Origin of the sequence: Streptomyces sp. NPDC057428 (assembly GCF_042803195.1) — a bacterium.
GTDB lineage: Bacteria > Actinomycetota > Actinomycetes > Streptomycetales > Streptomycetaceae > Streptomyces.
Map to the genome: position 1 here is coordinate 1 of NZ_JBHVCT010000066.1, position 26394 is coordinate 26394.

Genomic DNA, 26394 nt, shown 5'->3' on the forward strand with positions numbered 1-26394 from the left:
GGACCAGAAGGTCCCGCGCCACCCGCGTCAGTGCTGGTAGAAGGCGTCTACCAGCGGTACCAGCGGCCACGCTTGCCGCCGCCGGAAGCCGGTCGGACGAAGAATCCGACGAGCCACACCACAAGTACGATCACCGCGATCCACCACAGTGCCTTGAGGGCGAAACCGGCACCGAAAAGGATCAGGGCGAGAAGAAGAACGAGAAGCAGGGGAACCATTGTTATCAACCTCCGAGGCATCTGGTGCCCGGCAACCCGTTGCCCACACACAGATGTTCGTACGGAAATAATCTTTGGCACTTCTCGTGGGCACCGGAGTTCCGGGCGCCCCTGCCGGTTCTGTGCGGAAGGGGTGCTCAGACTCCGGCGGGTTCCTTCGCCGGGCTGTCGCCCGCACCGGTCGCCGTGCCCTTGCCGGTGGCCGCGACGGTCGACGGGGCCGGCTCCTGGGAGACGTTGAACTCCGCGAGCAGGGACTTGCTGAAGCCGAAGAAGTACGTCGCCACGAAGCCCGCGACGTAACCGACCAGCAGGCCGCCCGCGTAGATCGCGATCGTGGAGCCGAGGCCGTGGTTTCCGTCCAGGAGCGGGAACAGCGCCCAGCCGGACGGGCCGATGGCCGTGGAGCCGACGGAGTCGCCGAGCTGGTTGAACAGGCCCACGAAGCCGCCGCCGAACGCGCCGCCGACACAGGCGGTGATGAACGGACGGCCCAGGGGCAGTGAGACGCCGTAGATCAGAGGCTCGCCGACGCCCAGCAGGCCCGCCGGGAGGGCCGACCTGATGGTCCGGCGGATCGACTCGTTGCGGGGCAGGCGGAGGTAGACCGCGGCAGCCGCGCCGACCTGGCCGGCACCGGCCATCGCGAGGATCGGGAGCAGGACGGTGAAGCCCTGCTGCTCGATCAGCGTGGTGTGGATCGGGATCAGGGCCTGGTGCAGGCCCAGCATCACCAGCGGCAGGAAGAGACCGCCCAGCAGGAAGCCCGCGCCGGCGCCACCCGTGGAGAGCAGCCAGTCGGCGAACGTGCCGATGGCGGTGGACACCTCACCGGCGACGTACATCAGGCCGAAGATCGTGACGAGGCCTGAGATCAGCACCGTGAGCGTCGGAGTGACGAGGACGTCCAGGGCTTCCGGTACCCAGCGGCGGCACCACTTCTCGACGTACACCGCGAGGACCGCCGCGCCGAGCGCGCCCAGCACACCGCCCTGGCCGGGGGAGAGGGTCTGGCCGAAGGCGTGGATGTTCGCCACACCGGGGAAGACGATGATCGCCGCGACCGCGCCGCCGAGGATCGGCGTGCCGCCGAACTCCTTCGCCGTGTTGTAGCCGACGAAGACCGCGATCAGTGCCATGAAACCGGAGGCCATCGCCGCCAGGGCGGGGGTGACGGACGGCAGCCACCCGAGGTTCACCAGCAGGCCGTTGAGCCCGGCGATGATGCCGCAGCCGATCAGGGCGGGGATCAGTGGGACGAAGATGTTCGCGATCTTGCGCAGGAACATCTTGAACGGGGTGGCGTTCTTGGCCTTCTGCTGCGCCTTGAGCGCCGCACCCTTGTCCGCCAGCTCCTCGGCCGTGTGGACGGCGGGCGCCCCGGAGGCGCGGCCCTCCTCGACCAGTTGCTCGAACTCCGGTGTGACCCGGGCGACCGTGCCCGGGCCGAGGACGATCTGGTAGGTGTCGTCCTCGACCACGCCCATGACTGCGGGGACAGCCTTCAGGGCCTCGTCGTCGACGAGGGAACGGTCGTGCAGACCCAGCCGGAGCCGGGTCATGCAGTGGGCGATCGAGCTGACGTTCGCAGCGCCACCGACGAGCGGCAGGATCGCGGCGGCTGTGGCGCGGTTCTTGTCTTCAGTGGTCATGGTGGTGCCTTGCTGTGCGGGGAAGTGGTGCGTCAGGTGGTGCGGACGGCCGCGAGGGCGGCGCGGAGGTGGCCGTCCGACTCGGCCAGGAGCGTGGCGGAGGTGGGGCCGTCGACCTCGCCGAGGATGGTGAGGATGGCGTTCTTCACCTCGCCGCCGGTGGCGGCGAGCGCCACTTCGATCTCCTCGTCGGAGGCGCCGGTGGCCAGGGAGACGATCCGGCGGGAGCGGGCGCGCAGCTTCTCGTTCGACGCGCGTACGTCGACCATCAGATTCCCGTACGTCTTGCCGAGCCGGATCATCGTGATGGTCGAGAGCATGTTGAGGACGAGCTTCTGCGCGGTGCCCGCCTTGAGGCGGGTGGAGCCGGTGAGCAGTTCGGGGCCGACGACGATCTCCAGGCCGTGCTCGGCGGCCGCGGCGAGCGCCGAGTCAGCGTTGCAGGAGAGACCGAGGGTGAGCGCGCCCTTTCCGCGGGCGTGCTCGACGGCGCCGATGGCGTAGGGCGTGCGGCCGGACGCGGAGATCCCGACCACCGTGTCGTCGGCGGTGAGGCCCAGCGCGTCGAGGTCGGCGGCGGCCAGCTCCTTGCTGTCCTCTGCGCCCTCGACGGCCTTGACCATGGCGGAGGGGCCGCCCGCGATCAGGCCGATGACCTCGGACGGGTCGGTGTTGAAGGTGGGCGGGCACTCGCTGGCGTCCAGCACACCGAGGCGGCCCGCGGTGCCGGCGCCCGCGTAGATCAGCCGGCCGCCGCGCCCCATGCGCTCGGCGGTGGCGTCGATCGCGGCGGCGATCTGCGGGAGCTTCTCGGCGACCGCGGCGGGGACGGTGGTGTCCTCGCCGTTCATGATGCGGGCTATCTCCTGCGTCGGGAGCTGGTCGATGTCGGCGAGCTCCGGACGGAACGCCTCGGTGGTGAGGGTGGCGAGCTGTGCACGCAGTTCGCCGTAGCCGTCGGCGGCGGCGTCGGTGGTGGAGGTCATGGACAGCGGCTCTGCTTTCTCGTTCTCGTGCGGGGGAGCGTGCGGGTGCGGGGGCGCGTGCGGGTGTGGCCCGGTCAGCGGCTGCGCGGGGTGTGGCGGTGGGCGAGCGCCTCGTACGAGGCGGACAGTGCGGGCGCGGCCGTCTCGTAGGTGCGCTGGGCGACGCCTATGAAGAGGCAGTCCACGACCAGTAGTTGGCTCGTGCGGCTCGACATGGCGGCGGGCCGTAGCTCGCTCTCGCGCGCGGTGGAGGTGGTCAGCACGTGGTCCGCGTACTGCGAGACGGGTCCGTCGGGGCGGCCGGTGATCGCGATCGTGGTGGCACCGCGGTCGAAGGCCACGCGGAGCGGCTCGATGACGTCGCCCGTGGATCCGGAGTGCGTGATCGCGATGGCCACGTCGCCGGAGCGGAGCTGCACCGCGTTGGTCACGGCGAGGTGCGGGTCCATGTGGGCGTGGGCTATCAGGCCGATGCGCAGCAGCTTCTGGGCCAGGTCCTGGCCGACGAGCGAGGACGCCCCGATGCCGTAGATGTCGATGCGGCGGGCGGTGGCGGCGGCGGCGACGGCCGCACCGAGCTGCACGGTGTCGAGACCGGCCGCCGTGTCCGCGAGGGTCTGCTGCTCGTCGTAGGCGAGCTTCGTGACGACGTCCGCGATGGGGTCGTCGACCGCGATGTCGGCCGTGACGGCGGGCGCCCGGCCGGACTGCTGGTGGGCGGCGAGCCCGGCGAGCGCCAGGCGCAGGTCCCGGTATCCGGGGTAGCCGAGGAGGCGGGCCGTGCGGACGACGGTGGCCTCACTGGTGCCGGTGAGCTCGGCGAGACCGGTGACGGTGAGGGCGGCGCACCCGGCGGGGTCCCCCGCGACGGCTTCGGCGACCCGCTGCATGGAGCGGGTCATGGACGGGGCGAGGGTCCGCACCTTGGCCGCGAGGGCCGCGGGCGCGGGCGGAGATTCGCCGGTGAAACTTTCCTTCACATCATGGGTCACATTTGAAAGATATTTTCAGGACGGAATCCCGTCAACCCCTCTTTTTACCCGCTCCGGAGGGATCAAGGTCAGGTTTGCGCGGCGGGGGACAATGGGTCCATGGAGTTGAACAGCCTGGAGCAGGAGCTGCACACGGCGCGTGCGCTCGTGATGGCCGATCTGGTCGCCGGTGACGTCGCCGAGGCGCAGATGGTCTCGATGGTCGAGGACGCGGTGACCCACCGGCGCTGGTGGGTGGAGCAGTGGCCCGAGGGGGCGTCGTTCGTCACCGGGCTGGTGGCCCAGGACGTCCAGGACGCACTCCTCGAAGATCACGGCCGTTGGCCGCTGTGCCCGGTGTGCACGGGCGAGGAACCGCACGCGCTGGACGTCGAGCCCGAGCTCGGTCCCGATCCGCACTGGGTCTGCACGAAGGCGACCGTGTCCGTCGCACCGGTGGGCAGGCTCGCCAAGGTGCTCGGCCGGTGACGGTCTACATCGACCCGCCGACCTGGCCGGGGCACGGGCGGCTCTGGTCGCACCTGGTCAGCGATGTGTCGTTCGAGGAACTGCACGAGTTCGCCGCCGCGATCGGCTGCCCGCCGCGCGCGTTCGAGCGTGACCACTACGACGTGCCCGAGGCTCACTACGCGGACGCGGTGCGAGCCGGTGCGCGGGAGGTCGGGTCGAAGGAGATCGTGCGCCGGATCACCGAAGCGGGTCTGCGCAGGCCGAAGGGGCGGCCTGCTCCGAGCTGAGCTGTGCTCGTGCGCCCGCGATCCGCCGGGAGGGCGTGCCGCTGTGGAGCCGCATCGAGACCACCACGGTCACCAACCCGACCACCAGCATCGCGGCACCCGTCCAGGCCGTGGCGCGGAACCCGAAGTCGGCGTCGATCACCGTGCCGCCCAGCCACGGCCCGCTCGTGTTGCCCAGGTTGAACGCCGCCGTGGTCGTCGCCCCCGCGAGCGTGGGCGCGACACCGGCCACGTTGAACATCCGGGCGTTGAGCGCCGGGGCCGTGTAGAACGCCGACAGGCCCAGCAGGAACGCGAGGACGACCACGGCGACCTGGTTCGACGCGAACAGGGCGAGCGCCGCCAGGAAGACCGTCGAGGCGGAGATCCCGCTGAGCAGCACACCGAAGAGGTGGGCGTCGGCGACACGGCCGCCGATCGTCGTGCCGATCAGCGCGCCGACACCGAACAGGGCGAGCACCCACGGCACCCAGCCCGAGCTGAGCCCCGCCACATCCGTCAGGAGCGGCGCGAGGTAGCTGAACGCGCAGAACACGCCTCCCGCCGCGAGGGCCGTGATCACGATCGACAGCCACACCTGACGGTCCCGGTAGATCGCGACCTCGCGCCTGAGCTGCGACTTCTCGTCCGGCAACGGAATGCGCGGGATACGGGTCACGACACCGGCCAGGGCGACGGCGGACGCGGCGCCCACCGCCCAGAACGCCGACCGCCAGCCGAGACTCTCCCCGAGGAACGCGCCCAGCGGCACGCCCAGCACGTTGGCGATCGACAGCCCGCCGATCATCACGGCCATCGCTCTGGCGCGCGCGTTCACCGGCACCATCGCGATCGCCACCGCCGCGCCCACCGCCCAGAAACCGGCGCACGCCAGCGCGCTCACCACCCTGGAGAGGAACAGCACCTCGTACGTCGGTGCCAGGGCGCCCGCGATCTGGCCCAGTCCGAAGACCGAGATGAGCGCGACGAGGGTCGTCCGGCGTGGCAGCCGCAGCGTGGCGACTGCCAGCAGAGGGGCGCCGACCACCATGCCTATCGCGAAGGCGGATATGAGGAGTCCGGCCTTCGGGATCGACACGTTCATGTCGTCGGCGATGGGCGGCAGCAGCCCGGACAGCATGAACTCGCTGGTGCCGAGCGCGAACACCGAGAGGCCGAGGATGTAGACGGCCATGGGCATGCGGGGGCGGCTGGAGGCTGATTCGGGCATGACAGTGGCCAACAGTGTTCTCGTCCCTGGCATTCCCCCGTCCCGTTGGGTGGGCAGGCGCCCGCGCCTCAACGCGTGAGCAGCTCCAGTTCGGTCGTCAGGTTCTGCCGGGCCCTCGGCTCCCACTCCGCGGACCCGAGGGGAGTGCGGAACAGCCGGGGCAGCCCCAGGAGCTGCCGCAGGACGGCGGCCCGCCCCTCGCGGAACGCCTCGTCCGGGACGAAGCCGTACTCCTCCCGGACCTGGGCCGCGTACGCCGCGTACTCCTTGGGGGCCGCCGCCAGGATCGCAAGGTCCGCGTCGCACAGTGCCTCGCCGTTCGTGTCACCCGGGGCCGGGTCGTGCGTGACCGTGAGCCGGACCAGCCGGGCGACCTCCGCCGTCGCCGCGTCCGGGAGCCCGGCCTCGGGCAGGGCGCGCTCGGCGAGGGCCGCGCTGCGTTCCTCGTTCTCGGTGCGGTCGGGCCGGTAGACCGCGTCGTGGAACCAGACGGCGAGGCGCACCACATCCGGGTCGGCGGCGTGGCCGGCCAGGGCGTCGACCCGGTCCAGGACCTGCGTCAGGTGGGCGATGGTGTGGTAGCGCCGCTGGGGCTCCGCCCAGCGGCCCAGGAGGTTGTCGGCGTACGGCAGGGGGTCGGGGCCGGGAGCGGCGCCCCGGACGGCGACGAGGGCGTCCTGCCAGCGGGTGCGGAGCGCGGTGACGTCGGTCATACGGCGACTGTAGAGCGGCCGGACCTTGTCGCGCGGGGCGGCCGGTCGCTAGCGTGCGGCCGTGACGGAACCGGCGGAACCCACGCGTCCCATCGACCTCAACGCGGACCTGGGCGAGGGCTTCGGCCGGTGGACCCTCACCGAGGACGAGGCGCTGCTGACGTGCGTCACCAGCGCCAATGTGGCCTGCGGCTTCCACGCGGGTGACGCGTCCGTGATGCGGCGGGTCTGCGACACGGCGGCCGAGCGGGGCGTCCGCATCGGCGCCCAGGTCTCCTACCGCGACCTGGCCGGATTCGGGCGACGCTCCATGGACGTGCCCGCGGACGAGCTCACCGCCGAGATCGCCTACCAGATCGGCGCCCTGCGGGTCTTCGCGGAAGCGGCCGGCTCCTCGGTGTCGTACGTCAAACCGCACGGCGCCCTCTACAACCGCGTCGTCCGGGACGACACCCAGGCAGCCGCCGTCGTCGCGGGCGTGGTGCTCGCGGGCGGTTCCCCGGCGGTGCTCGGACTGCCGGGCTCACGGCTGCTCGCGCACGCCGGGGCGGCGGGCCTGACCGCAGTCCCGGAGGCCTTCGCCGATCGCGCGTACACCCCGCAGGGCACGCTCGTCCCGCGGGGCGAGGCGGGCGCCGTGGTGCACGACGCCGACGAGGTGGTGCGCCGGAGTGTCGGCATGGCCGTGGAGCGGGCCGTCACCGGTGTGGACGGCAGCCGCATAGCGGTCGCGGCACGGTCGCTGTGCGTCCACGGGGACACCCCCGGGGCGGCGGCGCTCGCCCGGCGGGTCAGGGCGGCGCTGGAAGAGGCGGGCATCCCCGTCCAGGCGTTCGCGTGAGCGGCGTCCGGGTACTGGCCGCCGGCCCCCGCGCCCTGCTCCTGGAACTCGCCTCCGGCGAGGACGCGGAGGCCTTCCACGCGGAACTGCTGCGCCGCCGGGCCGCAGGGGAGCTCCCCGACGTACGCGAGATCGTCCCCGGCGCGCGGACCGTGCTCCTGGACGGGGTCGACGACCCGCACCTGGCCGGGCGGCTGCGCTCGTGGACCGTGCCCCCGCTGCACCGGAGCGCCGCCGGGGCCGTCGAGATACCCGTCGTCTACGACGGTCCGGACCTCGCCGACGTGGCCGACGCCTGGGGCGTGGCTGTCGAGGAGGTGCCGCGCATCCATGCGGGCACGCAATTCCGGGTCGCCTTCTGTGGTTTCGCGCCGGGCTTCGGTTACCTCACGGGGCTGCCCGGTCACCTGGCCGTCCCGCGCCGCGCCACACCCCGCACCCGGGTACCGGCCGGGGCGCTGGCCCTCGCCGGGCCGTACACCGGGGTGTATCCGCGCCCGTCGCCCGGCGGCTGGCAGCTCATCGGCCGGATGCCGGAACCGGAGGCGCTCTGGGACCCGGGGCGCGAACCGGCGGCGCTGCTCCTGCCGGGGGCCCGGGTGCGCTTCGTGGCGGCCGGGACGCGCGGATGAGCGCGGGACTCGAAGTGGTGCGGGCGGGTGCGCTGACCACGGTGCAGGACGAGGGCCGTACCGGCTGGGCGCACCTTGGAGTGCCCCGGGCCGGGGCACTGGACGGGCCCGCCCGGCGGCTGGCCAACAGGCTCGTCGGCAACACCCCTGCGGCGGCGGTGCTGGAGACCACGCTCACGGGGTGCGCGGTCCGGCCGTCGGGCGCGCGGTCGGTGCTCGCCGTCGTCGGCGGGGCGGGCTGCGCCGTCACGGTGGACGGCCGCCCCGCCGCCTGGGGCGCGCCGGTGCGCGTACCCGAGGGCGCGGTGCTGGAGGCGGGGCCCGCGCTCCACGGGCTGCGGACCTACCTGGCGTTCGCCGGCGGGCTGGTGCCGGAACCCGTGCTCGGCAGCAGATCCACCGACCTGCTCTCGGGGCTCGGACCGCCGGTCCTGAGCGAGGGTGACGTCCTGCCGCTCGGTTCCCCGCGCGACGCGCCGGCCGCCGACACGGTGCCGTGGCCCGGTGTCCCCGCCGAACTCGTCCTGCCGCTGCATCCGGGCCCGCGCGACGACTGGTTCACGGGGCCGGCCCTGCGCACGCTCACCACGGCCGCCTACCGCGTGTCGGAGCGCGGCAACCGCATCGGGCTACGCCTGGAGGGCCCACCCCTGCGGCGCGCGCGGGACGGCGAACTCCCCAGCGAGGGGATGGTGCTGGGTGCCGTCCAGGTGCCGCCGGACGGGCGGCCCGTGGTGTTCCTCAACGACCATCCGACGACGGGGGGTTACCCGGTCGTCGGCGTGGTCGCGGAAGCGGCGCTGGCGGGGGCGGCGCAGGCGGTCCCCGGGACACCGGTGCGGTTCGTACGCGCGTGACTGGGAACCGGGACGCGGGCGCCGGCCGCCGGGGGGTGACCGGTGAGCCCGGCCCCGCTCTTGCCCCGGGAGCGGGTGGCCGCGGCGCGTCGGCTCCGCGGATGCCGTCTCTCTCTCGCGTATCTTCACGCTTGCGTTCACATGGGGAGCTGCGCCGCCGGGTGGCTGACCCGTAGTCTGGTTATTGGACTAGACCTGTAGCCCGCAGCCGCTCCGACTCCGAGGGAATGGAACACCATGAGCAACCGTGCAGTCCTGGAGGTGATCGCCCTCGACGCCGAGGACGCGGTCGCTGCGCAGACGGGTGGTGCGGACCGCCTCGAACTGGTCACGGACATGGCGGCCGACGGCCTCACACCCTCCCTTGAGACCTTCGCGGCGATCAGGGCCGCGGTCGACATCCCACTGCGCGTCATGCTCAGGGTGGCCGACGGATTCGCCGCCGGTGATGTCGACGTCCTCGTGGAGAAGGCCCGCGCGATGCGCGCGGCGGGTGCCGAGGAGTTCGTCCTCGGCTTCCTCGACCAGGACGGGCACGTCGACCTGGTCGCCGTCGAGCGGATCGTCGCCGAACTCAACGGCTGTTTCTGGACCTTTCACCGTGCCATCGACCGCGCGGCGGACCGCGACGGGCTGCGCAAGCACCTCGCGGACCTGCCGGGCCTGGACACGTACCTCACCGCCGGTTCGCCGAGCGGGGTCGACGCGGGCATGGACGTCCTGCTGGCCGAGGCGGGCCGGTCGGACCTGCCCGGCTACGAGCCGCAGATCATGGTCGGCGGCGGCCTGCGCCTGGAACACCTGGCCCGCCTGCGAGAGGCGGGCGTCGAGGCCTTCCACATCGGGGGCGCCGCACGACCGGACGGCTGGGACGGCCCGGTGGACGCGGCGGCGGTACGGGAATGGCGCGAGGCGCTCGACGCCTGACGGCTCCCGGACGGACCGATCCGGTGTCACCCGTTCCCCCACCCCGGAGTGCCGGGGGCGGGGGGCCGATTCAAGCTGAACTCCCTGAGGTGTCCTGACCAGCCGCGGAGTTCACATGCCATTGCCGCAGCCCGATCGTGGATCCGGCACGGCGCGGCGCCGTCCGGGGACGCTGCACAGGACCGGGGCCTGGTGCGCACGCCACTTCGTGATCGTCATCGTCCTGTGGCTGGCCGCGCTCGCAGCCCTCCAGGTCCTGCACCACGCCTACGGGGGCGACTACTCCGACGACTTCTCCCTCTCCGGAACGCAGTCGCAGGACGGCCTCGACGTGCTGGAGGCCCACGCCCCTCGGCCGGCGGCTACAGCAGCAACGTGGTGGTGCACGACTCGGACGGCTCGCTCACCGCGCTGAGCAGCCAGATGCCGACGGTCGTCGGCAGCCTCCAGAAACTGCCGGACGTGCTGTCCGTGACGAATTCTTGAACGACGGACCGAGGGCAGGGTCTCTCGATAGTCCGGAGATGCGAATCGCACCGAGCGAGACCGGGAGGCCCTGTTGTCGTACGCGCTCAAGCCTGTGACTCCGTCGGGATACGGCCCTCAGCCGAGCTGTTCCGGCAGCGGTGCCGCGTGCAGGACCACGAGTCCGGAGACGGCTCGGGTGAGGGCGACGTACAGGCGGCGCAGGCCCGTGCGTTCGTCGGGTTCGCCGTCGACCACCGCCGCCGGCTCGTCGAGGACGACGTAGTCGTACTCCAGGCCCTTGGCCAGCGAGGCGGGGACCAGGGTCAGGCGGGAGTCCGCAGTCGCCTCCTCACCGGGGGAGAGGCAGACGTGGCCCGCCTCGGCGAGGGCGGTCGCGAGGGCCGGGACGCGGGCGTCGGCGGCGATCAGGCCGATCGAGCCCTCGTGGCGCAGCGACTCCTCGCACGCCGCGATCACCGCCGCGTCCAGCTCCGCCGCGTCGGGCACCTCACGCACGGCGAGGGATCCCGGTGCCTCCCGCACCGACTCGACCGGGGCGAGGCCGGGTGAGATCGCGGGGAGCAGCCGGGAGGCGTAGGCGATCACCTCGCGCGGCACGCGGAAGCCGGCCGTCAGCTCCTCCACCACCGCGTCCGCCTTGCCCAGATGGAAGAGCGCCTGCTCCCAGCTCTGGGTCGACCACGGGGTCGTGCCCTGGGCCAGGTCGCCGAGGACCGTCGCCGAACCGGTCGAGCAGCGGCGTCCCACCGCGCGGTACTGCATCGGGGACAGGTCCTGGGCCTCGTCGATGACGACGTGTCCCAGCGAGTGCGTCCGGGCCACCAGATCGGCGGCCTCGTCGATCAGGACCGCGTCCGCCGCCGTCCACCTCGCCGACTTCACGCTGCGCGCGGGCTTTTCCATCAGGATCCGCTTCTGCTCCTCGTCGGTGAGCTCCCCCGCCGCGTGGGCGGCCAGGAACTCCGCGTCGGTCAGCAGCCGCAGCACCAGCTTCGCCGGATCGACCGCCGGCCAGATCGCCTTCACCGCCGCCTTCACCGCGGGATTGCGCGCCACCGCGTTCTGCACCCGGTCGTCGGGTGCCTCGCCCGCCTCCTCCATCCGGACGAGGACGGCGTGCGCGATGCGCTGCGGAAGGGCTTCGTGCGCGGCGCCGTAGCGCATGTCGCGGGCCATCAGCTCGGTGACCATCTCACCGATCTCGTACGCCGGGATCCGCCAGCGGCGGGAGCCCCGCACCACCATCACCGACTCCGTGGGAGGAGTGACGTGGGAGCGGATCGCGCGCCGCAGCACCTCCGCCATCCGGGCGTCGCCCTTGATCACGGCCGCCGCGGCCTCGTCCGTGCCGCGCACCTCGACCCGGGCCGTCACCAGATCCTCGACGGTGGCCTGCTTCACCTCCAGCTCACCGAGGGCGGGCAGAACCTGCTCGATGTAGTGGAGGAACGACCGGTTCGGGCCGACGACGAGGGTGCCGGTGCGGGCCAGCCGCTCGCGGTGCGCGTACAGGAGGAAGGCGACCCGGTGCAGGCCCACAGCGGTCTTACCGGTACCGGGGCCGCCCTGGACGCAGACCGTTCCGCCGAGCCCGCTGCGGACGATCTCGTCCTGCTCGGGTTGGATCGTCGCCACGATGTCACGCATCGGACCGACACGCGGCCGCTCGATCTCGGCCTGGAGGAGCTTGCTGGTCTGCTCCACCTCCGCCGGGTCGGTGAGGTGTTCGTCCTCGTACGCGGTCAGCGCGCCGCCCGTGTAACCGAAGCGGCGGCGGCGGTCGACGTCCAGCGGGTTGTTCCTGGAGGCCTGGTAGAAGGGCTGGGAGACCGGGGCGCGCCAGTCGATGACCATCGGATCGCCGTGGGCGTCGTGGACGTGGCGGCGGCCGATGTAGAACCGCTCCCCCTCCGAGCCCTCGGCCTTGTCGGCCCCCACCACGTGCAGGTAGTCGAGGCGGCCGAAGAACAACGGGGTGTGGGTGAGATCGGCGAGCGCCTTGATGCGGTCGTCGATCTGGGCCTGCAGGACGGCGGCGTTGACCCAGTTCGCCGTGACGTCGCGGATGTCGAGCGCCTGCACGTCCTCACGCATGGCGCGCAGCGCGGCACGGGACGCGGCGAGGTGCGCCTGCTCCCTGACCAGTGGATTGCTTGAATCTTCGTGCGCGGGCACGGTGTTGCCTCCGGCTTTTCGACGCAGGACGGCGGACAGGGCCGACGGCCCTGTCCGCTCGGGGACGTACACACAGGAACAGGCACGCGGGTGGGCGCGTGCGGCTGTTGTCGGCCGGTTTCCGTCCGGTCGGCGGCGCTCCCCCGGCTGCCGGCCGCTCGGAAGGGCGGGCCGGTACCACGGTGCGGGAGGCGGGCAGACCGGCGATTGTATCGACCGGCGCCTGCGGGGGCGAACGAATATGAGGAACGCGTCACCCGCCGGTCGGGAGCACGCCCTCCGCCCCGTAGGGGACCCCGTACGACCGGGGACCGACCGGCGACCGCCGCCCGTTCCGCCCGCAGACCGACGCAGGGACGGGGGCGGGCGGAGCACCATGGAATACATGAGCACCGTATATCTGAACCCACGCAGGACCGGCCCCGCGCACGGCGCGAGCGCGGTGACCGGTCAACATGGCAGGCACCCCGTCGGAGACGCGGTCCGGGCCGTCTCGGTCTTCGTCCGCGCCGCGTTCGGTGTGGCCGTCCTCGGCGAGTACGCGGAGGAGGCGGGCGTCGTCCGCCGCCACCGCTGAGCCGGCACCGTTCGTCCGTCAGCTCTCCGTGAGCAGCTCGTCCGCGTCGACGATCCGGTACGCGTAGCCCTGCTCGGCCAGGAACCGCTGGCGGTGCGCCGCGAAGTCCTGGTCGATCGTGTCGCGGGCGACGACCGAGTAGAACCTGGCCTCGTGCCCGTCCGCCTTCGGCCGCAGCACACGGCCGAGCCGCTGTGCCTCCTCCTGACGGGAGCCGAACGTCCCCGAGACCTGGATCGCGACGGTCGCCTCGGGCAGGTCGATCGAGAAGTTCGCGACCTTCGACACGACCAGCACGCTGATCTCGCCCTCGCGGAACGCGTTGAACAGCTTCTCGCGCTGCGCGTTGCTCGTCTCGCCCTTGATCACCGGGGCGTCCAGGTGCTCACCGAGCTCGTCGAGCTGGTCGATGTACTGCCCGATGACGAGCGTCTGCTCACCCTGGTGCTTGCGGACGAGTGCCTCGGTGACCTTCCGCTTCGTCGCGGTCGTCGCGCAGAACCGGTACTTCTCCTCGGCCTCGGCCGTCGCGTAGGCGAGGCGCTCCGAGTCCGTGAGGTTCACGCGGACCTCGACGCAGTCGGCCGGCGCGATGTAGCCCTGCGCCTCGATCTCCTTCCACGGCGCGTCGAACCGCTTGGGGCCGATGAGCGAGAAGACGTCGGACTCGCGCCCGTCCTCCCGTACCAGCGTCGCGGTGAGCCCGAGGCGGCGGCGGGCCTGGAGGTCGGCGGTGAACTTGAAGACGGGCGCGGGCAGCAGGTGCACCTCGTCGTAGATCACGAGCCCCCAGTCGCGGGAGTCGAACAGCTCCAGGTGCGGGTAGATCCCCTTACGCCGGGTCGTCAGCACCTGGTAGGTGGCGATCGTGACCGGCCGGATCTCCTTGCGCGTGCCGCTGTACTCGCCGATCTCGTCCTCGGTCAGCGAGGTCCGCTTCACCAGCTCGCTCTTCCACTGCCGGGCCGAGACGGTGTTGGTGACCAGGATGAGCGTGGTCGCCTTGGCCTCGGCCATCGCACCGGCCCCGACCAGTGTCTTGCCCGCACCACAGGGCAGTACGACGACACCCGAGCCGCCGTGCCAGAACCCCTCGACGGCCTGCTTCTGGTAGGGGCGGAGCGCCCAGCCGTCCTGGTCGAGCTCGATCGGGTGCGCCTCGCCGTCGACGTATCCGGCGAGGTCCTCGGCCGGCCAGCCCAGCTTCAGCAGCGTCTGCTTGATCTGCCCGCGCTCGGAGGGGTGCACGGCCACGGTGTCCGGGTCGAGGCGCGCCCCGACCAGCGGCTGGACCTTCTTCGAGCGGAGGATCTCCTCCAGCACGGGCCGGTCGTTGGAGGTCAGCACCAGACCGTGCACGGGGTGCTTGGAAAGGGTGAGACGGCCGTACCGCGCCATCGTCTCGGCGATGTCGACGAGCAGCGCGTGCGGCACCGGGTAGCGCGAGTACTCCACGAGGGCGTCGACGACCTGCTCGGCGTCGTGGCCCGCCGCGCGGGCGTTCCACAGGCCGAGCGGGGTCAGCCGGTAGGTGTGGATGTGCTCGGGCGCACGCTCCAGCTCGGCGAAGGGGGCGATGGCACGACGGCAGGCGTCGGCCTGGTCGTGGTCGACTTCGAGGAGGAGCGTCTTGTCGCTCTGGACGATGAGAGGTCCGTTCACGCGCGTCGGCCCTTTCTGTTCCGCTTCTGCCCTGCTGCTGGGATCTGCCGCGGGGACGGCCGCGAGCGGCCAAACGTCAAGTGTGCCGCATCCGCGCCGTAACCGGGTGGGCGTGCGGGAGCGGGGGCCCCGGCCGGGTCGGGCCCGTAGCGTGGGCGGATGGACGAGACGGAGCTGCCGGGCCGGGTTCCCGGACCCGATGACGCCGGGTTCCCGGCGCACCACGCGCCGCGTGCCGCGGGGATCGCGGCACTGGACGACCTGGTCATCCAGTGCCGCGCCTGTCCCCGGCTGGTGGCTTGGCGGGAGGAGGTCGCAGTGGTCAAGCGAGCGGCCTTCCGGGAGTGGGACTACTGGGGGCGGCCCGTGCCCGGCTTCGGGCCGGCGGACGCGTCGGTGGCGGTGGTCGGACTGGCGCCCGCCGCGCACGGGGGGAACAGGACCGGCCGGATGTTCACCGGCGACGCGACGGGCGACTTCCTCTTCGCGGCCCTGCACGAGGTGGGCCTGGCCTCGCAGCCGGCCTCCGTGCACGCCGGTGACGGACTCGTCCTGCGTGGCGTACGCCTCACCTCGCCCGTCCACTGCGCGCCTCCGGCCAACAAGCCGACCCCTCGGGAACGCGACACCTGCCGGGCGTGGCTGATCAGGGAGCTGATTCTGCTGAGCCCCGGGCTGCGCGCGATCGTGGTCCTCGGCGCCTTCGGCTGGCAGGCCCTGCTGCCGGCGCTCGCCGAGTCCGGCCGGACGCTTCCCCGTCCGCGTCCGGTGTTCGGCCACGGTGCGCACGTCGTGCTCCCGGCCACGGAGCAGGGGCACGAACTGCACCTGCTCGGGAGCTACCACGCGAGCCAGCGCAATACGTTCACGGGGCGACTCACCATGCCCATGCTCACCGACGTACTTCGGGAGGCCGCCGTCCTGGGCGGGATCGGGCCGGCGGGCCCCGGAGGCTGACGCATAGGGGGTCATCGCGGTGCCGCCGGTACGTCAGGTCGACTGATCGTCCGCGAGTTCCGCGACGCCCGTGATGCGGTGCAGCGGGTAGGTGCGGACCTCGTCGGCCGTGTGGTCGTAGCCCGTGACGAAGCCGCCCTCGACCTTGACCGGCGCGATCACGCGCTGGCTGGCCGCGCCGTCTGCGTTCACGTAGCCGATCCACACGGCCGAGCCGGTCATCGCGGCGGCCTGCACCGTGGCGAGCGTGTCGGCGGGTGTCGTGCGGGGGAGCGAGCCGGACGCCGTCGTGTCCGGTGCGTCCCTGTGCACGACTCTGGCGGCCGAGTCACCGGCCCTGATGGCCCGTACCGCGGCGGTCAGCAGGGTCGCGTCCGGGACTGGGGGCCCCTCGGGCACGGGTGCGGGAGGCGTGCGCGGTGGGGTGCGGCGGGCGCCTGCCCGGGTGATCAGGACGTCGCCCTCGGCGGACTCCGCGGCGGGGGCGTATCCCATCTCGCGCAGTCCCTCCAGCAGCGACCCCGGGTCCGCCTGCGCGGCCAGCACGGTCGGGGCGAGGCGGCGCAGCCGCAGGGTCGCCGAACGCTTGTCGGCCAGGATCTCGTTGAGCACGGCCTCGTCGTCGCAGCGTACGTAGGCCGAGGCGGCACCGATCCGGAGGTGGCCGTGGCGGCGGGCGACGTCGTCGATGAGGTAGCTCAGCGGCTGGGGCACCGGGGTGCGGCTGTGCGTGGCCAGGAACGCGTGCAGGTCGGACGCGGCCCGGCCGGCGTCGAGCGCACGGCGTACGGAGCCGGGGGTGAAGCGGTAGACCGTCGCGCCGCCCTTGGACTCGATGTCGGCGAGCACCGAGAGCATGTCGGCGAGCGGGCGTTCCAGCGGGCCGGGGGCGACGGCGGTCAGGTCGGCCTGCAGCAGGACGTGGTCCAGGGGTTCGGGCAGCAGCGGGGCGAGCCGGGCCGCCGCCGCGGCGGGGCCCTCGCCGAGCAGCGCGCGGGCCTGGGAGGAGAGGGCGCCGCGCCCGGTGATCCCGAGGAGTTCTGCTTCGTTGGTGGTCCACAGCGCGATGCGCGACCGCAGATCGGTGCCGTCGCCGCCGGAGGGCTGCCCGGTGGCGGCCTGCGTCCCCGTGGTGGGCCCGCCAGGTCTGGAGGTCCGCAGCGGCCGCTCCCAGCGGAGCCGGGCCAGCAGGGTCTGCGGATCCGGTGCCGTGCCCGGAGGCAGCGAGGCGAAGAGCTCCAGGACCCGGTGGCGCACCTCGGGCGCGGCCGAACGGTCCAGGTCGGGGCCGAGTGCGGACAGGGCCCTGCCCTTGGCGTCCTGGCCGCCGATCAGGCCGGAGGTGCGGGTGGCGGCGAGCCAGGCGGTGGCGAGATGGGTCCAGCGGTCCTGGGCGGGGAGGTCGAGCCATTCGTCGGCGGCGGGAGTGGGGGCGTACCGCTCGTCCGTCTCGCCGTCGGAGGCCAGCAGGCCCGCCGCGTAGGTGAGTTCGATCCAGAAGGCGGCGGTGTTCTCGGGGACGTCCAGGGCGGTGGCGGCGCGCTTCAGTTCGCGCACGCTCAGGCCGCCCGCCCGCAGGATGGCGGGACCGCCGTTGTTCCAGAGCTTCAGCAGCTCCTCGACCGTCGACAGTGCCAGGTAGCCCTGGCCGGCCGCCGCTCTGTCCACAGCCTGGGGATCGCGTTCGGCCGCCGCGGCGAGTTCGGGTGCGATCGGCTCGGGCACGCGGTGGGCGCGGCCGGCCCGCAGGTGGAGCGCGGCCTCGCGCGGCAGCACCACGGTGCGCGTGGACACGGGCAGCAGGAGTCCGCGGTCGCGCAGCCACCGGACCGGTGGTGTGGGGTTCGGGGTGACCTCACCGTACGGCGGGCCCCACACCAGCCGGTCGAGGACGGACAACGCCTCGACCGGTGCGGTGTCGAGGAGTTCCGCCATTCTCGTCCGGTCCGTGAAGAGTCCGGCCAGCGCGGCGACGGCGGACACGGGGTCGTGGGTGGCAGGGAGTCCGGCCGCGGTCAGGATGTCCTGCAGCCGCCCCGGTGACATGCCGGCCGTGGCCTCGGCGACCGTCGGCCCGAGCCCGGTGGGGGAGGGGTGCTGCGGGGACGGGGCGAGGAGTTCGCGCGCGGTGCGTACGAGGTGCAGGCGGGCGTCCTCGCCCCAGACGAGGGCCTGTTCGCGCAGCGTGGTGAGCGCTGCGGGCAGCGCGGCGGTGATCGCGGCGCCCGCTTCGTCCCGGCCGTCGCCGTCGTCCGCCCCGTCGCCGGTGAGCAGGGCGAGCAGCGTGTCGTACGGAGCAGGGTCGGGCGCGACCGCCAGCGCCTCGGCGGTCTGCAGCGCGAAGCGGTCGAGGTGCTCCAGCGCGCGGACGACGGAGGCGCGGGTGCCGGCCCGTGTTGCCAGCTGGGTGATGTCGTTCGGCACGGGGCTGAGCAGGTCGGGGCGGGCGCGCAGAAGCCTTGCCAGCGATTCGTCGCCCCGTGCGCGCAGAGCTTCGGCGAGCGTGCGCGGTGGTGTGGTCGTCCCCATCCGTCCCACGGTAGCCCCTGGAACGCTACCGTCGGGGCAGGGCGGGTAGAGGGAGAACCATCGCGTGGGGATCGAGAGCGACCAGCTTGTCTACGACTTTCTCAGCCGGGTCGGTGACCTGGCGCAGCAGCAACAGCTGTCGTCGGGCGCCCGGATGAGGCTCGTGTCGACGCTGCGGGGCGAGATCGACCGGCAGCGCGGGACGGACGGTGCGGACTCTCCCGCAGCGGTCCGGCGCATCCTCGGGCGGCTCGGAGCCCCGGACGAACTCGTCGCGGCCGCAGCCGTGTCGGCCGACGGGGCGGTGCCGTTGCCGCCGCCCAGGACGGCTGCCGCCGAGGGCGGCGAGAAGCCGGTCGCGGTGCCGCGAGCGCGGCGGGGAGTGCTGCGGAAAGACGCGTTCCGCAAGGGCGCGTCGCGGGGTCCGGCGGAGTCCGTTCCCCAGGAGCCGGGGCCTCTGGGGCCTCCGGCTCCTGGCTGGCCCTCCGCGGCCGCGCCGCACATGGCGGGGCTGGACCAGGAGCCGCCCGGGGGTGAGCCGGAGTGGTGGCGGATCGAACCGGGGCCCTTCGGCGAGGGTGCGCGGGGTCCGGTCGCGCCCGGAACCGACGTGCCGGGGTTCGTCGGCGGCCTGGAGAGCCCTGAGCTGTTCCGTCCCACCGGGCCACCCGTGGCGGTCACCCCGGAGGAAGCGGAGGAAGCGGAGGCAGCGAAGGCCGCCGAGGCGGCGAAGGCGGCCCTGAAGAAGCCCGCGCCCGGGGCGGCCGTACCGGAGCCGCGCGGGAAGCTGCGGCTGCGCCGCCCCAGGCCGGTCGCCGTGGACGGGGACGCGGTCAGGAGGCCCCGTCTCTCGAACCCGCTGCTGCTGCTCGCCGCCGCGTTGCTGGTGGCCGGTGCCGTGCTGGGTTCGTGGCTGGCGCTCGCGGGCGGCTGGCTCCTCGCGTACAGCTCGCGCAAGATCTCCCGGGCGGAGGCGAAGTGGGTCGCGATGGGGCTTCCCGGTGTGGTCGTGGCCGGCGCCTTCGTCTGGCTGTGGGGCCGCATGGAGGGCCGCTGGGGCACCCCCATCGCGGAGGACGCCATGGGTGACGCGATGACGGACGTCTGGCCAGTGGTGGTGCGCGTGGCGGCGGTGGCGTCGGCGCTGTACCTGGTCTGGCGCGCGCGGAGGCTGCCGGGCTGACGGGCGGCGGGGGCGAGGGGCGGTCGACGGTCCGGGCCGCGATCTGACGCGGGAGGCGGTACGGCGCATGACGTCCGTCGTCTGAGGCCTGTCCCGCCGGGAACTGCGGGAGGGCGCTCGGAACGGCGTACGGACCCCGAAACGCCCTGTGGGGCGCGGACCTGACACCGCGCCCCACAGGCATGTTCAGAGCGCCTTCCGCGGGGCGGCCGGAGCGGGAGCCCACGGCGCGCCGGGCACGACGAGCGGAGAGCCCGTGACCGGGTCGGGGACGACGACCGCTTCCAGCCCGAAGACCTCGCGGACGAGTGCGGCCGTGACGACGTCCCCGGGCCTTCCCTCGGCGACGATCCGGCCCGCCCTCATGGCGACGAGGTGGTCGGCGTAGCGGGCGGCCTGGTTGAGGTCGTGGAGCACCGTGACGACCGTGCGGCCCCGGGTGCCGTCCGACGCGGGCGTGGCGAGCCGCCGCACCAGGTCCAGGACCTCGACCTGGTGCGCGATGTCGAGATACGTCGTCGGCTCGTCGAGCAGCAGCAGATCCGTGTCCTGGGCGAGTGCCATGGCGATCCACACGCGCTGGCGCTGACCGCCCGACAGCTCGTCCACCGGCCGGTCGCCGAGCGCGGTGACGTCCGTGCGCTCCATGGCCTCCGCGACCGCGCGCTCGTCCGCCTCGGACCACTGCTGCCACCACCGCTGGTGCGGCTGCCGGCCACGGGCGACCAGGTCGGAGACGGTGATCGCCTCGGGTGCGACGGGGGTCTGCGGAAGCAGCCCCACCGACTGGGCGATGGTGCGGGTCGGTATGCGGGAGAGTTCCGTGCCGTCCAGGAGCACCGCCCCGCCGGCCGGCTTCAGCAGCCGCCCCATCGCACGCAGGGTCGTCGACTTGCCGCAGGCGTTGGGGCCGACGATGACCGTCACCTGCCCGTCGGGAACCGCCAGGTCGAGCTCGCGCACGACGGTGCGGTCCTCGTACGCCAGCGTCAGGGATCGCGCCGTGAGCCTGGACGTGGCTGTGGACGTGGCTGTGGCTGTGGACGTGGCGTCCGTGTGGCCGGTCGTGGTCATGCGTTACCTCCATTACGGCCGCGGTGGCCGCGGATGATCAGCCAGATCAGGTACGGGGCACCGACCGCCGCCGTCAGCACCCCGACCGGGAGTTCGGTGGGGGAGAAGAGCCTGCGCGCCAGCAGATCGGCGAAGACGACGATCACAGCGCCGAGCAGCGCCGAGCACAGCAGCGGGATCTGTGCCGTACGTGTCATCCGACGGGCGATCTGGGGGGCGAGCAGGGCCACGAAGTCGACCGGACCCGCGGTCCCCGTCGCCACGGACGCCAGGACGACCCCCAGGGCGACGAGACCCAGGCGTACGCGGCCCAGGCGCACGCCCAGCGCCGTCGCGGTGTCGTCGTCCATCGAGACGGTGCGCTGCGCCCGCGCCGCCCACAGCACGGCGGGCAGCAGGACCAGCAGCGTCCAGCCGATCGGCGCCGCCTCGTTCCAGCCGCGGCCGTTCAGCGATCCCGTCATCCAGATCTGCGCCTGCTGGGCGACCAGGTAGTCGCCCTTCGTGAGGAAGAGGGTCGTCACCGAACGCAGTGCGATCGCGAAGCCGATGCCGATGAGGACGAAGCGGGTGGCGTGCAGTCCGCCGCGCCAGGCGAAGACGTACACCAGCGCCGCGGCCGCGATCCCGCCGACGACGGACAGGTACGGCAGGACGGTGTAGGAGGTGAGGCCGAAGGTCAGGGCGCCGACCGTGAGCGCACTCGCGCCCTGGCTGACGCCGATGATGTCGGGGCTGGCGAGCGGGTTGCGGGCCACGGTCTGGATCAGCGCCCCGGCGATCCCGAACGCCGCGCCGACGAGCAGCCCGACGACCATCCTGGGCATCCGCAGCGTGCCCACGACCAGTTCGTCGGGTGACGGCCGGCCGAGCACGACCTTCACGACCTCGCCCGGTGCGACGAAGCTCTCGCCGACGCAGAGGTAGGCGACACAGACGGCCGCGAGCACGACGACGAGGGCCGCCGCGACGAACGAAGCCCGCCGGTGGACCAGGAAACGGGCCCGCTTCCCGATCCGCAGGACGCCGTAGCCGGCCGGGCGTACCGGGGTGCGTACGGGCACTGCCGTGTCCGCGCTCATGCGGGGGCCGCCTTCCGGCGTACGAGGGTGACGAGGAAGGGCACGCCGATCAGCGCCGTCATCACACCGGCCGGGACCTCGCCCGGTGGGAGCAGGACCCTTCCGACCACATCGGAGACGAGGAGCATCACGGGGCCCAGGAGGGCCGCCATCGGCAGCACCCAGCGGTGTCCGCCGCCCACGATCGCGCGGGCGATGTGCGGCACCGCGAGGCCGACGAAGGCGATCGGCCCGGCCGCCGCGACACCCACGCCGGTGAGCACGGTCGCCCCGATACCGCCGACGACGCGGACGGCCGCCACGTTCTGTCCCAGGCCCTTCGCGACGTCGTCGCCCAGTGCCAGCGCGTCGAGCCCCCGCGCCACGGACACCACCAGGACGGTGCCGACGAGCAGGAACGGCCAGATCCGCTCCGCGACCTCGGCCTCCCGGCCGGAGATCGACCCCACCTGCCAGAAGCGGAACTCCTCCAGCGCCGACGCCTTCGTGGTCAGGACCGCCATGGTCACGGACACCAGCAGCGCGTTGATCGCGGCGCCGCCGAGCGCGAGCTTCACGGGGGTCGCGCCGCCGCGCCCCCGGGAGGCGATGGCGTACACGGCGACCGACGCGAGGGCGGCCCCCGCGAACGCGAACCACACGTAGCCGGTGAGGGTGTGGACTCCGGCGTACGCGATGGCCAGGACGACCGCGACCGAGGCGCCCTGGCTGATACCGAGGATGCCCGGATCGGCGATGGGGTTACGGGTGATGCCCTGTAGCACCGTGCCGGCGAGGGCCAGGGCGGCGCCGACCATCAGGCCGATCAGGGTGCGTGGCAGCCTCAACTGCCGGATGACGTCGGCGGCCTCGGTGTGCCCGCCGTGCAGGAGGGCGTCCATGACGGCGGACGGCGCGATGGTCCGCGCCCCCACGGCCAGGCTGAGCAGGACGGACAACAGGAGTGCGAGGACTGCCACGGCTATCGCGAGCGCGCGTCGGGACAGGCGGGGTGCTGCGGCGGCCATCGGAACCAATCGGGGGGAGCGGGTCGGAAGGGGAGGAACGACGTTGCAAGGTTAGGCTTGGCTAAGTCTATGTGCAGCCCGTGGACCCGGACCGTGCGCCTCCGCCCCGGGCGGCGGGCGGCAGGGGCAGGCGGGGCTTTCGTGGCCGGGCCACTCGGCACAATGGCCTCATGCCCTCACACACCCTGACGGTCGGTTTCGACCTCGACATGACGCTCATCGACTCCCGGCCCGGGATCAGGGCCGCCTACGAGACACTGGCCGCCGAGACGGGTGTGTACATCGACACCGACCTGGTCGTCAGCCGGCTCGGGCCGCCCCTCGAGGACGAGATGGCCAACTGGTTCCCGGCCGAGGCGGTCGCGGAGGCCTGTGACCGCTACCGCGCGGTCTACCCGGACCGGGCGATCACCCCGGCCACGGCGATGCCCGGTGCCCGGGAGGCGGTCGAGGCGGTCCAGGCGCTCGGCGGGCGGGCCATGGTCGTCACCGCCAAGTACGAGCCGAACGCCAAGCTGCACCTCGCGCACCTCGGCATAGGTGCCGATCTGCTGATCGGCGGACTCTGGGCCGAGGGCAAGGCGGCCGCACTCCTCGAGCACGGCGCGGCGATATACGTCGGCGACCACACCGGGGACGTGCGCGGGGCGCACGCCGCGAGCGCCCTGTCGGTCGCTGTCCCGACCGGGCCGTGCGACGAGAGGGAGCTGCGGGAGGCAGGGGCCGAGGTGATCCTGCCGGACCTCACGGAGTTCCCCGACTGGCTGCGGACCTTCGCGGCGTCCTGACGGACCGCGGGAGGGACGGACCATGGGAGGACGAGGGACGGCCCGATTCGCGCCAATGTCCCGCAGGTGCGCGAACCCCTCCCGGAGCCGGTGCCCTGGCGGGTTCCGGCTCGCTACCTCGTGGCGGCGCGCTTCGGGGAGTTCTTCCACACCGACCGCACCACCCCCGCGGCGGCGATCAGAAAGCCCAGCCCCATCAGCATGCACACCGCGTAGGCGATGGACGGGAACGGGTCGGTGCCCAGGAACAGCGGGGCCACGGTGACCAGTGTGGCCAGCGCGCCGATGAAGAAGACGATCGCGCCGACCTGTACGAGCCGGTCGCCTGCGCCGGAAGGAGTAGTACTCACCCGGCCAGGGTAGTTCCCAGCTCGGTGGAACCGTTCGGCGACGCCTTGTGTCCGGCCCCTGGGCCACTAGCCTTGGACGTGGCGGGCCGAAGACCCGCCGTACCGCTATTCGGAGCCGGTTCGCGGCTCTCCCGCACCGACGAGTACGAGGACGAGGACAGACGTGCCCACGGGTAAGGTCAAATGGTTCAATCCGGAAAAAGGCTTCGGCTTTCTTTCGCGCGACGACGGCGCGGACGTCTTCGTCCACTCCTCGGTACTGCCGGCCGGCGTCGAGGCCCTCAAGCCCGGTCAGCGTGTCGAGTTCGGTGTGGTCGCGGGACAGCGTGGTGACCAGGCGCTCTCCGTGGTCATCCTCGACCCCACCCCGTCCGTGGCCGCCGCACAGCGGCGCAGCCCCGACGAACTCGCCTCGATCGTGCAGGACCTGACGACGGTCCTGGAGAACATCACGCCGATGCTGGAGCGGGGCCGGTACCCCGACAAGGCCTCGGGGGCGAAGATCGCGGGACTGCTGCGGGCCGTCGCCGACCAGCTCGACGTCTGACGTAGGGGCCGGGCCCGGGCGGCCCGGCCCCTCAGAGCCTGTCGGGTGGCCTGTGAAGGCCACCCGACAGGCTCTCAGTCAGCGGCCTGTGAAGGCCAGGGCGTCCGGGCCGAGCGCGGGTACGAGCCCCTCGGCCGCCGCGCGGGTCAGCAGGCCGCGGACCGCCGCGTAACCGTGCTCGCCGAGGTCGGCGGTGAATTCGTTGACGTACAGCCCGATGTGCTGGTCGGCCACGGCGGGGTCCATCTCCTGGGCGTGCTCCAGGACGTAAGGACGGGACCGCAGCGGATCGTCCCAGGCCATGCGCACGGAGGCGCGGACCGACTCGGCGAGCCGCTTCAGGGCCTCGTCGCCGAGTGAGCGCTTGGCGATGATCGCCCCGAGGGGGATCGGCAGGCCGGTCGTGAGCTCCCAGTGCTCGCCCATGTCGGCCAGGCTGTGCAGGCCGTAGTTCTGATAGGTGAAGCGGGCCTCGTGGATCACGAGCCCGGCGTCCACCCGGCCGTCACGCACCGCGGGCATGATCTCCTCGAACGGCATGACGACGACCTCGCCCACGCCGCCCGGCACGACCTCGGCCGCCCACAGCCGGAAGAGCAGGTACGCCGTGGAGCGCTCGCTGGGCACGGCGACCGTCTTTCCCGTCAGGTCCGTGCCCGGCTCCCTGGTGAGGACGAGCGGACCGCAGCCGCGCCCGAGCGCCCCGCCGCACGGCAGCAGCGCGTATTCGTCGAGCACCCAGGGCAGGACGGCGTAGGACACCTTCAGCACGTCGAACTCGCCGCGCTCGGCCATGCCGTTGGTGAGGTGGATGTCGGCGAACGTGACGTCGAGGGCGGGCGCGCCGGGGACCCGTCCGTGTGCCCAGGCGTCGAAGACGAAGGTGTCGTTCGGACAGGGCGAGAAGGCGATCCGGAGGGCCTGCTGCGAGGCGTCGGCCGGGCCGGTCGCCGTGTCAGTCACTGTGTCGCTCGTGTCGGTCATGCCGGTTCCAACCTTCTACTGCGGGTGCGGTCTTCCCGAACGCCTCGGTGAGCGCCGCCAGGGCGTCCCCGATCCGCCAGGCCTCGCGGTCACGCGGCCCCACGGTGTTCGAGACTGCCCGGAGCTCCAGGACCGGTACGCCGAGTCCGGCGGCGGCCTCCGCCACGCCGAAGCCCTCCATGGCCTCGGCGACGGCTCCGGGGTGCGCGGCCAGCAGGGCCGCGCCACGGGCCGCGCTGCCGGTCACGGTGGACACGGTGAGGACGGTGCCTGTCACCGCGCCCGTGGCCCCCGCCACCTCGCGTACGAGGGTGCCGGGCGGCAGGAAGGTGTCCCTGCCGAAGCCGAGTCCGGTCACGGGCACGAAGCCGTCCGGGGTCTCGGCGCCGAGGTCCGCGGCGACGATGCGGGTCGCCACGACGAGGGAGCCGACAGAAGCGGCGGGTGCGAAGCCGCCGCCGATGCCCGCCGAGACGACGAGTGCGTACGGCTCGGAGGCGGGCGCCGAGGCGAGGGCGAAGGCGGTGGCGGCGGCCGCGGCGGCCGGGCCCGCACCACCCGCGACGACGTCGAACGGCCCGGCGCGGTGCAGCTGGGCGCCCGGCACCTCGCGGATCTCCGGGGCACCCCCGAAAGCACGCGTGACCGCGTCCCGTTCGGCCGGGACGGCGGTCACGACGAGCACCCGCACGGTGGTGGTCCTGGAGGTCAGGGGGATCAGGAGGTCTTCTTGAGCTCGAAGTGCCAGACTCCGGTGAGCTTCTGGCCCTTGGTCTCGACGATGCTGATCTGCGTCTTGGACGCGGTGGTCTCGCCGGTCTGGCTGGCGAAGAAGGCGCTGCCCGGGATCGACCGGTAGGTCTTCTTGTACGGCTCCTGCTCGGCCTGCTGGCCGTTGATGAACAGGGTCCAGCCGTTGTCCGCGACTTCGGGGTCGACCCCGAAACGGACCTTGTCGTCCATCGCGACCTTGACGGACTTCTCCGCCTTCTTGTTCAGGCAGCCCTGGATCTCGGACTCCTTGAGGGCCTTGCCGTCGTTGTAGCAGGCGGCCTCGGAGTTCACCGAGTTGTCGCCGACCGTCACGGTGGCGAGCGGCGTCGGCTTGTCGCAGGCGGACAGGACAAGGAGTCCCGCGGACACGGCACCGAGGGCGACGCCGATTCGACGGCCCTTACCGGAGAAGAACGCAACGGTCATGGGCCGAAGGTTATCGGTCGGCGCC

The 26394-nt window shown here is 72.8% G+C and carries 27 protein-coding genes and 1 pseudogene; 12 read left to right on the forward strand and 16 right to left on the reverse strand.

Annotated features, from left to right (window positions below):
- Positions 1 to 47 precede the first annotated feature (47 nt).
- From ACFU5K_RS23035 to ACFU5K_RS23050, 4 genes are all read right to left on the reverse strand, one after another.
- Positions 48 to 218 (reverse strand): hydrophobic protein, encoded by a 171-nt coding sequence (locus tag ACFU5K_RS23035; RefSeq protein ID WP_327116081.1) that lies wholly within the window; start codon positions 216 to 218, stop codon positions 48 to 50.
- Positions 219 to 355: 137 nt separating this feature from the next.
- A complete protein-coding gene (locus ACFU5K_RS23040; RefSeq protein WP_384064752.1) occupies positions 356 to 1870 on the reverse strand; it encodes a PTS transporter subunit EIIC in 1515 nt (504 codons plus the stop codon).
- Between the two features lie 32 nt (positions 1871 to 1902).
- On the reverse strand, positions 1903 to 2856 hold the full coding sequence (gene murQ / locus ACFU5K_RS23045) for an N-acetylmuramic acid 6-phosphate etherase (protein WP_384064754.1): 954 nt from the start codon (positions 2854 to 2856) through the stop codon (positions 1903 to 1905).
- Positions 2857 to 2930: 74 nt separating this feature from the next.
- Positions 2931 to 3848, reverse strand: coding sequence for a MurR/RpiR family transcriptional regulator (locus tag ACFU5K_RS23050; RefSeq protein WP_384064756.1), 918 nt, complete (start codon positions 3846 to 3848; stop codon positions 2931 to 2933).
- Between the two features lie 99 nt (positions 3849 to 3947).
- Between ACFU5K_RS23050 and ACFU5K_RS23055 the strand changes: the two genes are divergently transcribed.
- Together ACFU5K_RS23055 and ACFU5K_RS23060 are read left to right on the forward strand one after the other, a co-directional pair.
- On the forward strand, positions 3948 to 4316 hold the full coding sequence (locus tag ACFU5K_RS23055) for a hypothetical protein (RefSeq protein WP_384064759.1): 369 nt from the start codon (positions 3948 to 3950) through the stop codon (positions 4314 to 4316).
- Positions 4313 to 4585, forward strand: a complete 273-nt coding sequence (locus ACFU5K_RS23060; RefSeq protein WP_384064762.1) for a DUF4031 domain-containing protein — start codon at positions 4313 to 4315, stop codon at positions 4583 to 4585. The genes ACFU5K_RS23055 and ACFU5K_RS23060 overlap by 4 nt, the downstream gene beginning before the upstream one ends.
- On the opposite strand, the gene ACFU5K_RS23065 is transcribed toward ACFU5K_RS23060, so the two are convergent.
- Both ACFU5K_RS23065 and ACFU5K_RS23070 read right to left on the reverse strand, forming a co-directional pair.
- A complete protein-coding gene (locus ACFU5K_RS23065; protein WP_384064829.1) occupies positions 4536 to 5765 on the reverse strand; it encodes a Cmx/CmrA family chloramphenicol efflux MFS transporter in 1230 nt (409 codons plus the stop codon). The genes ACFU5K_RS23060 and ACFU5K_RS23065 overlap by 50 nt on opposite strands.
- Before the next feature lie 98 nt (positions 5766 to 5863).
- Positions 5864 to 6508 carry a hypothetical protein gene (locus ACFU5K_RS23070; RefSeq protein WP_384064765.1) on the reverse strand — a complete coding sequence of 215 codons (645 nt, stop codon included), beginning with the start codon at positions 6506 to 6508 and terminating at the stop codon, positions 5864 to 5866.
- Positions 6509 to 6599: 91 nt separating this feature from the next.
- Here ACFU5K_RS23070 and ACFU5K_RS23075 point away from each other — a divergent pair, with 91 nt between their 5' ends.
- The 5 genes and pseudogenes from ACFU5K_RS23075 to ACFU5K_RS23095 all read left to right on the forward strand — a co-directional run.
- Positions 6600 to 7349 (forward strand): LamB/YcsF family protein, encoded by a 750-nt coding sequence (locus ACFU5K_RS23075; RefSeq protein WP_384064832.1) that lies wholly within the window; start codon positions 6600 to 6602, stop codon positions 7347 to 7349.
- Positions 7346 to 7981: an allophanate hydrolase subunit 1 gene (locus tag ACFU5K_RS23080; protein ID WP_384064768.1), complete on the forward strand. Its 636-nt coding sequence runs from the start codon at positions 7346 to 7348 to the stop codon at positions 7979 to 7981. The genes ACFU5K_RS23075 and ACFU5K_RS23080 overlap by 4 nt, the downstream gene beginning before the upstream one ends.
- A complete protein-coding gene (locus ACFU5K_RS23085; protein WP_384064771.1) occupies positions 7978 to 8838 on the forward strand; it encodes a biotin-dependent carboxyltransferase family protein in 861 nt (286 codons plus the stop codon). The genes ACFU5K_RS23080 and ACFU5K_RS23085 overlap by 4 nt, the downstream gene beginning before the upstream one ends.
- A gap of 237 nt (positions 8839 to 9075) precedes the next feature.
- Positions 9076 to 9765, forward strand: a complete 690-nt coding sequence (locus ACFU5K_RS23090) for a copper homeostasis protein CutC (RefSeq protein WP_384064774.1) — start codon at positions 9076 to 9078, stop codon at positions 9763 to 9765.
- Positions 9766 to 9880: 115 nt separating this feature from the next.
- Positions 9881 to 10245: pseudogene (locus ACFU5K_RS23095) on the forward strand (MMPL family transporter); the annotation flags it as partial.
- A gap of 123 nt (positions 10246 to 10368) precedes the next feature.
- Here the strand turns inward: ACFU5K_RS23095 and ACFU5K_RS23100 are convergent.
- Positions 10369 to 12429 carry a HelD family protein gene (locus ACFU5K_RS23100; protein ID WP_384064777.1) on the reverse strand — a complete coding sequence of 687 codons (2061 nt, stop codon included), beginning with the start codon at positions 12427 to 12429 and terminating at the stop codon, positions 10369 to 10371.
- 385 nt (positions 12430 to 12814) lie between these two features.
- Here ACFU5K_RS23100 and ACFU5K_RS23105 point away from each other — a divergent pair, with 385 nt between their 5' ends.
- Positions 12815 to 13006 carry a hypothetical protein gene (locus ACFU5K_RS23105; protein ID WP_384064779.1) on the forward strand — a complete coding sequence of 64 codons (192 nt, stop codon included), beginning with the start codon at positions 12815 to 12817 and terminating at the stop codon, positions 13004 to 13006.
- Positions 13007 to 13024: 18 nt separating this feature from the next.
- On the opposite strand, the gene ACFU5K_RS23110 is transcribed toward ACFU5K_RS23105, so the two are convergent.
- Positions 13025 to 14668, reverse strand: coding sequence for a DNA repair helicase XPB (locus tag ACFU5K_RS23110; protein WP_384064781.1), 1644 nt, complete (start codon positions 14666 to 14668; stop codon positions 13025 to 13027).
- A 159-nt stretch (positions 14669 to 14827) separates the two neighbouring features.
- On the opposite strand from ACFU5K_RS23110, the gene ACFU5K_RS23115 reads away from it, so the two are divergent.
- The gene (locus tag ACFU5K_RS23115; RefSeq protein ID WP_384064784.1) at positions 14828 to 15625 is read left to right on the forward strand and encodes a uracil-DNA glycosylase; all 798 of its coding nucleotides are present in this window, start codon (positions 14828 to 14830) and stop codon (positions 15623 to 15625) included.
- Between the two features lie 33 nt (positions 15626 to 15658).
- Here the strand turns inward: ACFU5K_RS23115 and ACFU5K_RS23120 are convergent, their stop codons facing one another.
- The gene (locus tag ACFU5K_RS23120; protein ID WP_384064786.1) at positions 15659 to 18154 is read right to left on the reverse strand and encodes a helicase-associated domain-containing protein; all 2496 of its coding nucleotides are present in this window, start codon (positions 18152 to 18154) and stop codon (positions 15659 to 15661) included.
- A 64-nt stretch (positions 18155 to 18218) separates the two neighbouring features.
- Here ACFU5K_RS23120 and ACFU5K_RS23125 point away from each other — a divergent pair, with 64 nt between their 5' ends.
- Complete coding sequence (locus ACFU5K_RS23125; protein ID WP_384064788.1) at positions 18219 to 19337, forward strand: hypothetical protein; 1119 nt, start codon at positions 18219 to 18221, stop codon at positions 19335 to 19337.
- Positions 19338 to 19523: 186 nt separating this feature from the next.
- On the opposite strand, the gene ACFU5K_RS23130 is transcribed toward ACFU5K_RS23125, so the two are convergent.
- From ACFU5K_RS23130 to ACFU5K_RS23140, 3 genes are read right to left on the reverse strand one after another with little or no spacing between them, the layout of a single operon-like run.
- Entirely contained in the window at positions 19524 to 20411 is an 888-nt protein-coding gene (locus ACFU5K_RS23130) for an ABC transporter ATP-binding protein (RefSeq protein WP_384064791.1), read from the reverse strand.
- Positions 20408 to 21493: a FecCD family ABC transporter permease gene (locus ACFU5K_RS23135; protein ID WP_384064793.1), complete on the reverse strand. Its 1086-nt coding sequence runs from the start codon at positions 21491 to 21493 to the stop codon at positions 20408 to 20410. Before ACFU5K_RS23135 ends, ACFU5K_RS23130 begins: the two co-directional genes overlap by 4 nt.
- Complete coding sequence (locus tag ACFU5K_RS23140; protein WP_384064796.1) at positions 21490 to 22500, reverse strand: FecCD family ABC transporter permease; 1011 nt, start codon at positions 22498 to 22500, stop codon at positions 21490 to 21492. Before ACFU5K_RS23140 ends, ACFU5K_RS23135 begins: the two co-directional genes overlap by 4 nt.
- Positions 22501 to 22670: 170 nt before the next feature.
- On the opposite strand from ACFU5K_RS23140, the gene ACFU5K_RS23145 reads away from it, so the two are divergent.
- Positions 22671 to 23288 (forward strand): HAD family hydrolase, encoded by a 618-nt coding sequence (locus ACFU5K_RS23145; protein ID WP_384064797.1) that lies wholly within the window; start codon positions 22671 to 22673, stop codon positions 23286 to 23288.
- Between the two features lie 113 nt (positions 23289 to 23401).
- Here ACFU5K_RS23145 and ACFU5K_RS23150 read toward each other — a convergent pair whose 3' ends face one another.
- Positions 23402 to 23638 (reverse strand): hypothetical protein, encoded by a 237-nt coding sequence (locus ACFU5K_RS23150; RefSeq protein ID WP_382984820.1) that lies wholly within the window; start codon positions 23636 to 23638, stop codon positions 23402 to 23404.
- A 163-nt stretch (positions 23639 to 23801) separates the two neighbouring features.
- On the opposite strand from ACFU5K_RS23150, the gene ACFU5K_RS23155 reads away from it, so the two are divergent.
- Positions 23802 to 24185, forward strand: coding sequence for a cold-shock protein (locus ACFU5K_RS23155; RefSeq protein ID WP_384064800.1), 384 nt, complete (start codon positions 23802 to 23804; stop codon positions 24183 to 24185).
- 78 nt (positions 24186 to 24263) lie between these two features.
- On the opposite strand, the gene ACFU5K_RS23160 is transcribed toward ACFU5K_RS23155, so the two are convergent.
- Genes ACFU5K_RS23160 through ACFU5K_RS23170 form a run of 3 tightly spaced genes read right to left on the reverse strand, consistent with a single transcriptional unit; the run spans position 24264 to position 26369 of the window.
- The gene (locus tag ACFU5K_RS23160) at positions 24264 to 25169 is read right to left on the reverse strand and encodes a 1,4-dihydroxy-6-naphthoate synthase (RefSeq protein ID WP_384064803.1); all 906 of its coding nucleotides are present in this window, start codon (positions 25167 to 25169) and stop codon (positions 24264 to 24266) included.
- Positions 25141 to 25860, reverse strand: a complete 720-nt coding sequence (locus ACFU5K_RS23165; RefSeq protein WP_384064806.1) for a futalosine hydrolase — start codon at positions 25858 to 25860, stop codon at positions 25141 to 25143. Before ACFU5K_RS23165 ends, ACFU5K_RS23160 begins: the two co-directional genes overlap by 29 nt.
- Before the next feature lie 26 nt (positions 25861 to 25886).
- Positions 25887 to 26369, reverse strand: a complete 483-nt coding sequence (locus ACFU5K_RS23170) for a DUF2771 domain-containing protein (RefSeq protein ID WP_384064809.1) — start codon at positions 26367 to 26369, stop codon at positions 25887 to 25889.
- Between the last annotated feature and the right edge of the window lie 25 nt (positions 26370 to 26394).

What these genes read in the sequence shown, in the direction of transcription:
- ACFU5K_RS23035 (WP_327116081.1), bottom strand. Translation starts at nt 218, where the DNA reads ATGGTTCCCCTGCTTCTCGTTCTTCTTCTCGCCCTGATCCTTTTCGGT.
- ACFU5K_RS23040 (WP_384064752.1), bottom strand. Translation starts at nt 1,870, where the DNA reads ATGACCACTGAAGACAAGAACCGCGCCACAGCCGCCGCGATCCTGCCG.
- murQ (WP_384064754.1), bottom strand. Translation starts at nt 2,856, where the DNA reads ATGACCTCCACCACCGACGCCGCCGCCGACGGCTACGGCGAACTGCGT.
- ACFU5K_RS23055 (WP_384064759.1), top strand. Translation starts at nt 3,948, where the DNA reads ATGGAGTTGAACAGCCTGGAGCAGGAGCTGCACACGGCGCGTGCGCTC.
- ACFU5K_RS23065 (WP_384064829.1), bottom strand. Translation starts at nt 5,765, where the DNA reads ATGCCCATGGCCGTCTACATCCTCGGCCTCTCGGTGTTCGCGCTCGGC.
- ACFU5K_RS23070 (WP_384064765.1), bottom strand. Translation starts at nt 6,508, where the DNA reads ATGACCGACGTCACCGCGCTCCGCACCCGCTGGCAGGACGCCCTCGTC.
- ACFU5K_RS23085 (WP_384064771.1), top strand. Translation starts at nt 7,978, where the DNA reads ATGAGCGCGGGACTCGAAGTGGTGCGGGCGGGTGCGCTGACCACGGTG.
- ACFU5K_RS23090 (WP_384064774.1), top strand. Translation starts at nt 9,076, where the DNA reads ATGAGCAACCGTGCAGTCCTGGAGGTGATCGCCCTCGACGCCGAGGAC.
- ACFU5K_RS23105 (WP_384064779.1), top strand. Translation starts at nt 12,815, where the DNA reads ATGAGCACCGTATATCTGAACCCACGCAGGACCGGCCCCGCGCACGGC.
- ACFU5K_RS23115 (WP_384064784.1), top strand. Translation starts at nt 14,828, where the DNA reads ATGGACGAGACGGAGCTGCCGGGCCGGGTTCCCGGACCCGATGACGCC.
- ACFU5K_RS23120 (WP_384064786.1), bottom strand. Translation starts at nt 18,154, where the DNA reads ATGGGGACGACCACACCACCGCGCACGCTCGCCGAAGCTCTGCGCGCA.
- ACFU5K_RS23130 (WP_384064791.1), bottom strand. Translation starts at nt 20,411, where the DNA reads ATGACCACGACCGGCCACACGGACGCCACGTCCACAGCCACAGCCACG.
- ACFU5K_RS23135 (WP_384064793.1), bottom strand. Translation starts at nt 21,493, where the DNA reads ATGAGCGCGGACACGGCAGTGCCCGTACGCACCCCGGTACGCCCGGCC.
- ACFU5K_RS23140 (WP_384064796.1), bottom strand. Translation starts at nt 22,500, where the DNA reads ATGGCCGCCGCAGCACCCCGCCTGTCCCGACGCGCGCTCGCGATAGCC.
- ACFU5K_RS23145 (WP_384064797.1), top strand. Translation starts at nt 22,671, where the DNA reads ATGCCCTCACACACCCTGACGGTCGGTTTCGACCTCGACATGACGCTC.
- ACFU5K_RS23160 (WP_384064803.1), bottom strand. Translation starts at nt 25,169, where the DNA reads ATGACCGACACGAGCGACACAGTGACTGACACGGCGACCGGCCCGGCC.
- ACFU5K_RS23170 (WP_384064809.1), bottom strand. Translation starts at nt 26,369, where the DNA reads ATGACCGTTGCGTTCTTCTCCGGTAAGGGCCGTCGAATCGGCGTCGCC.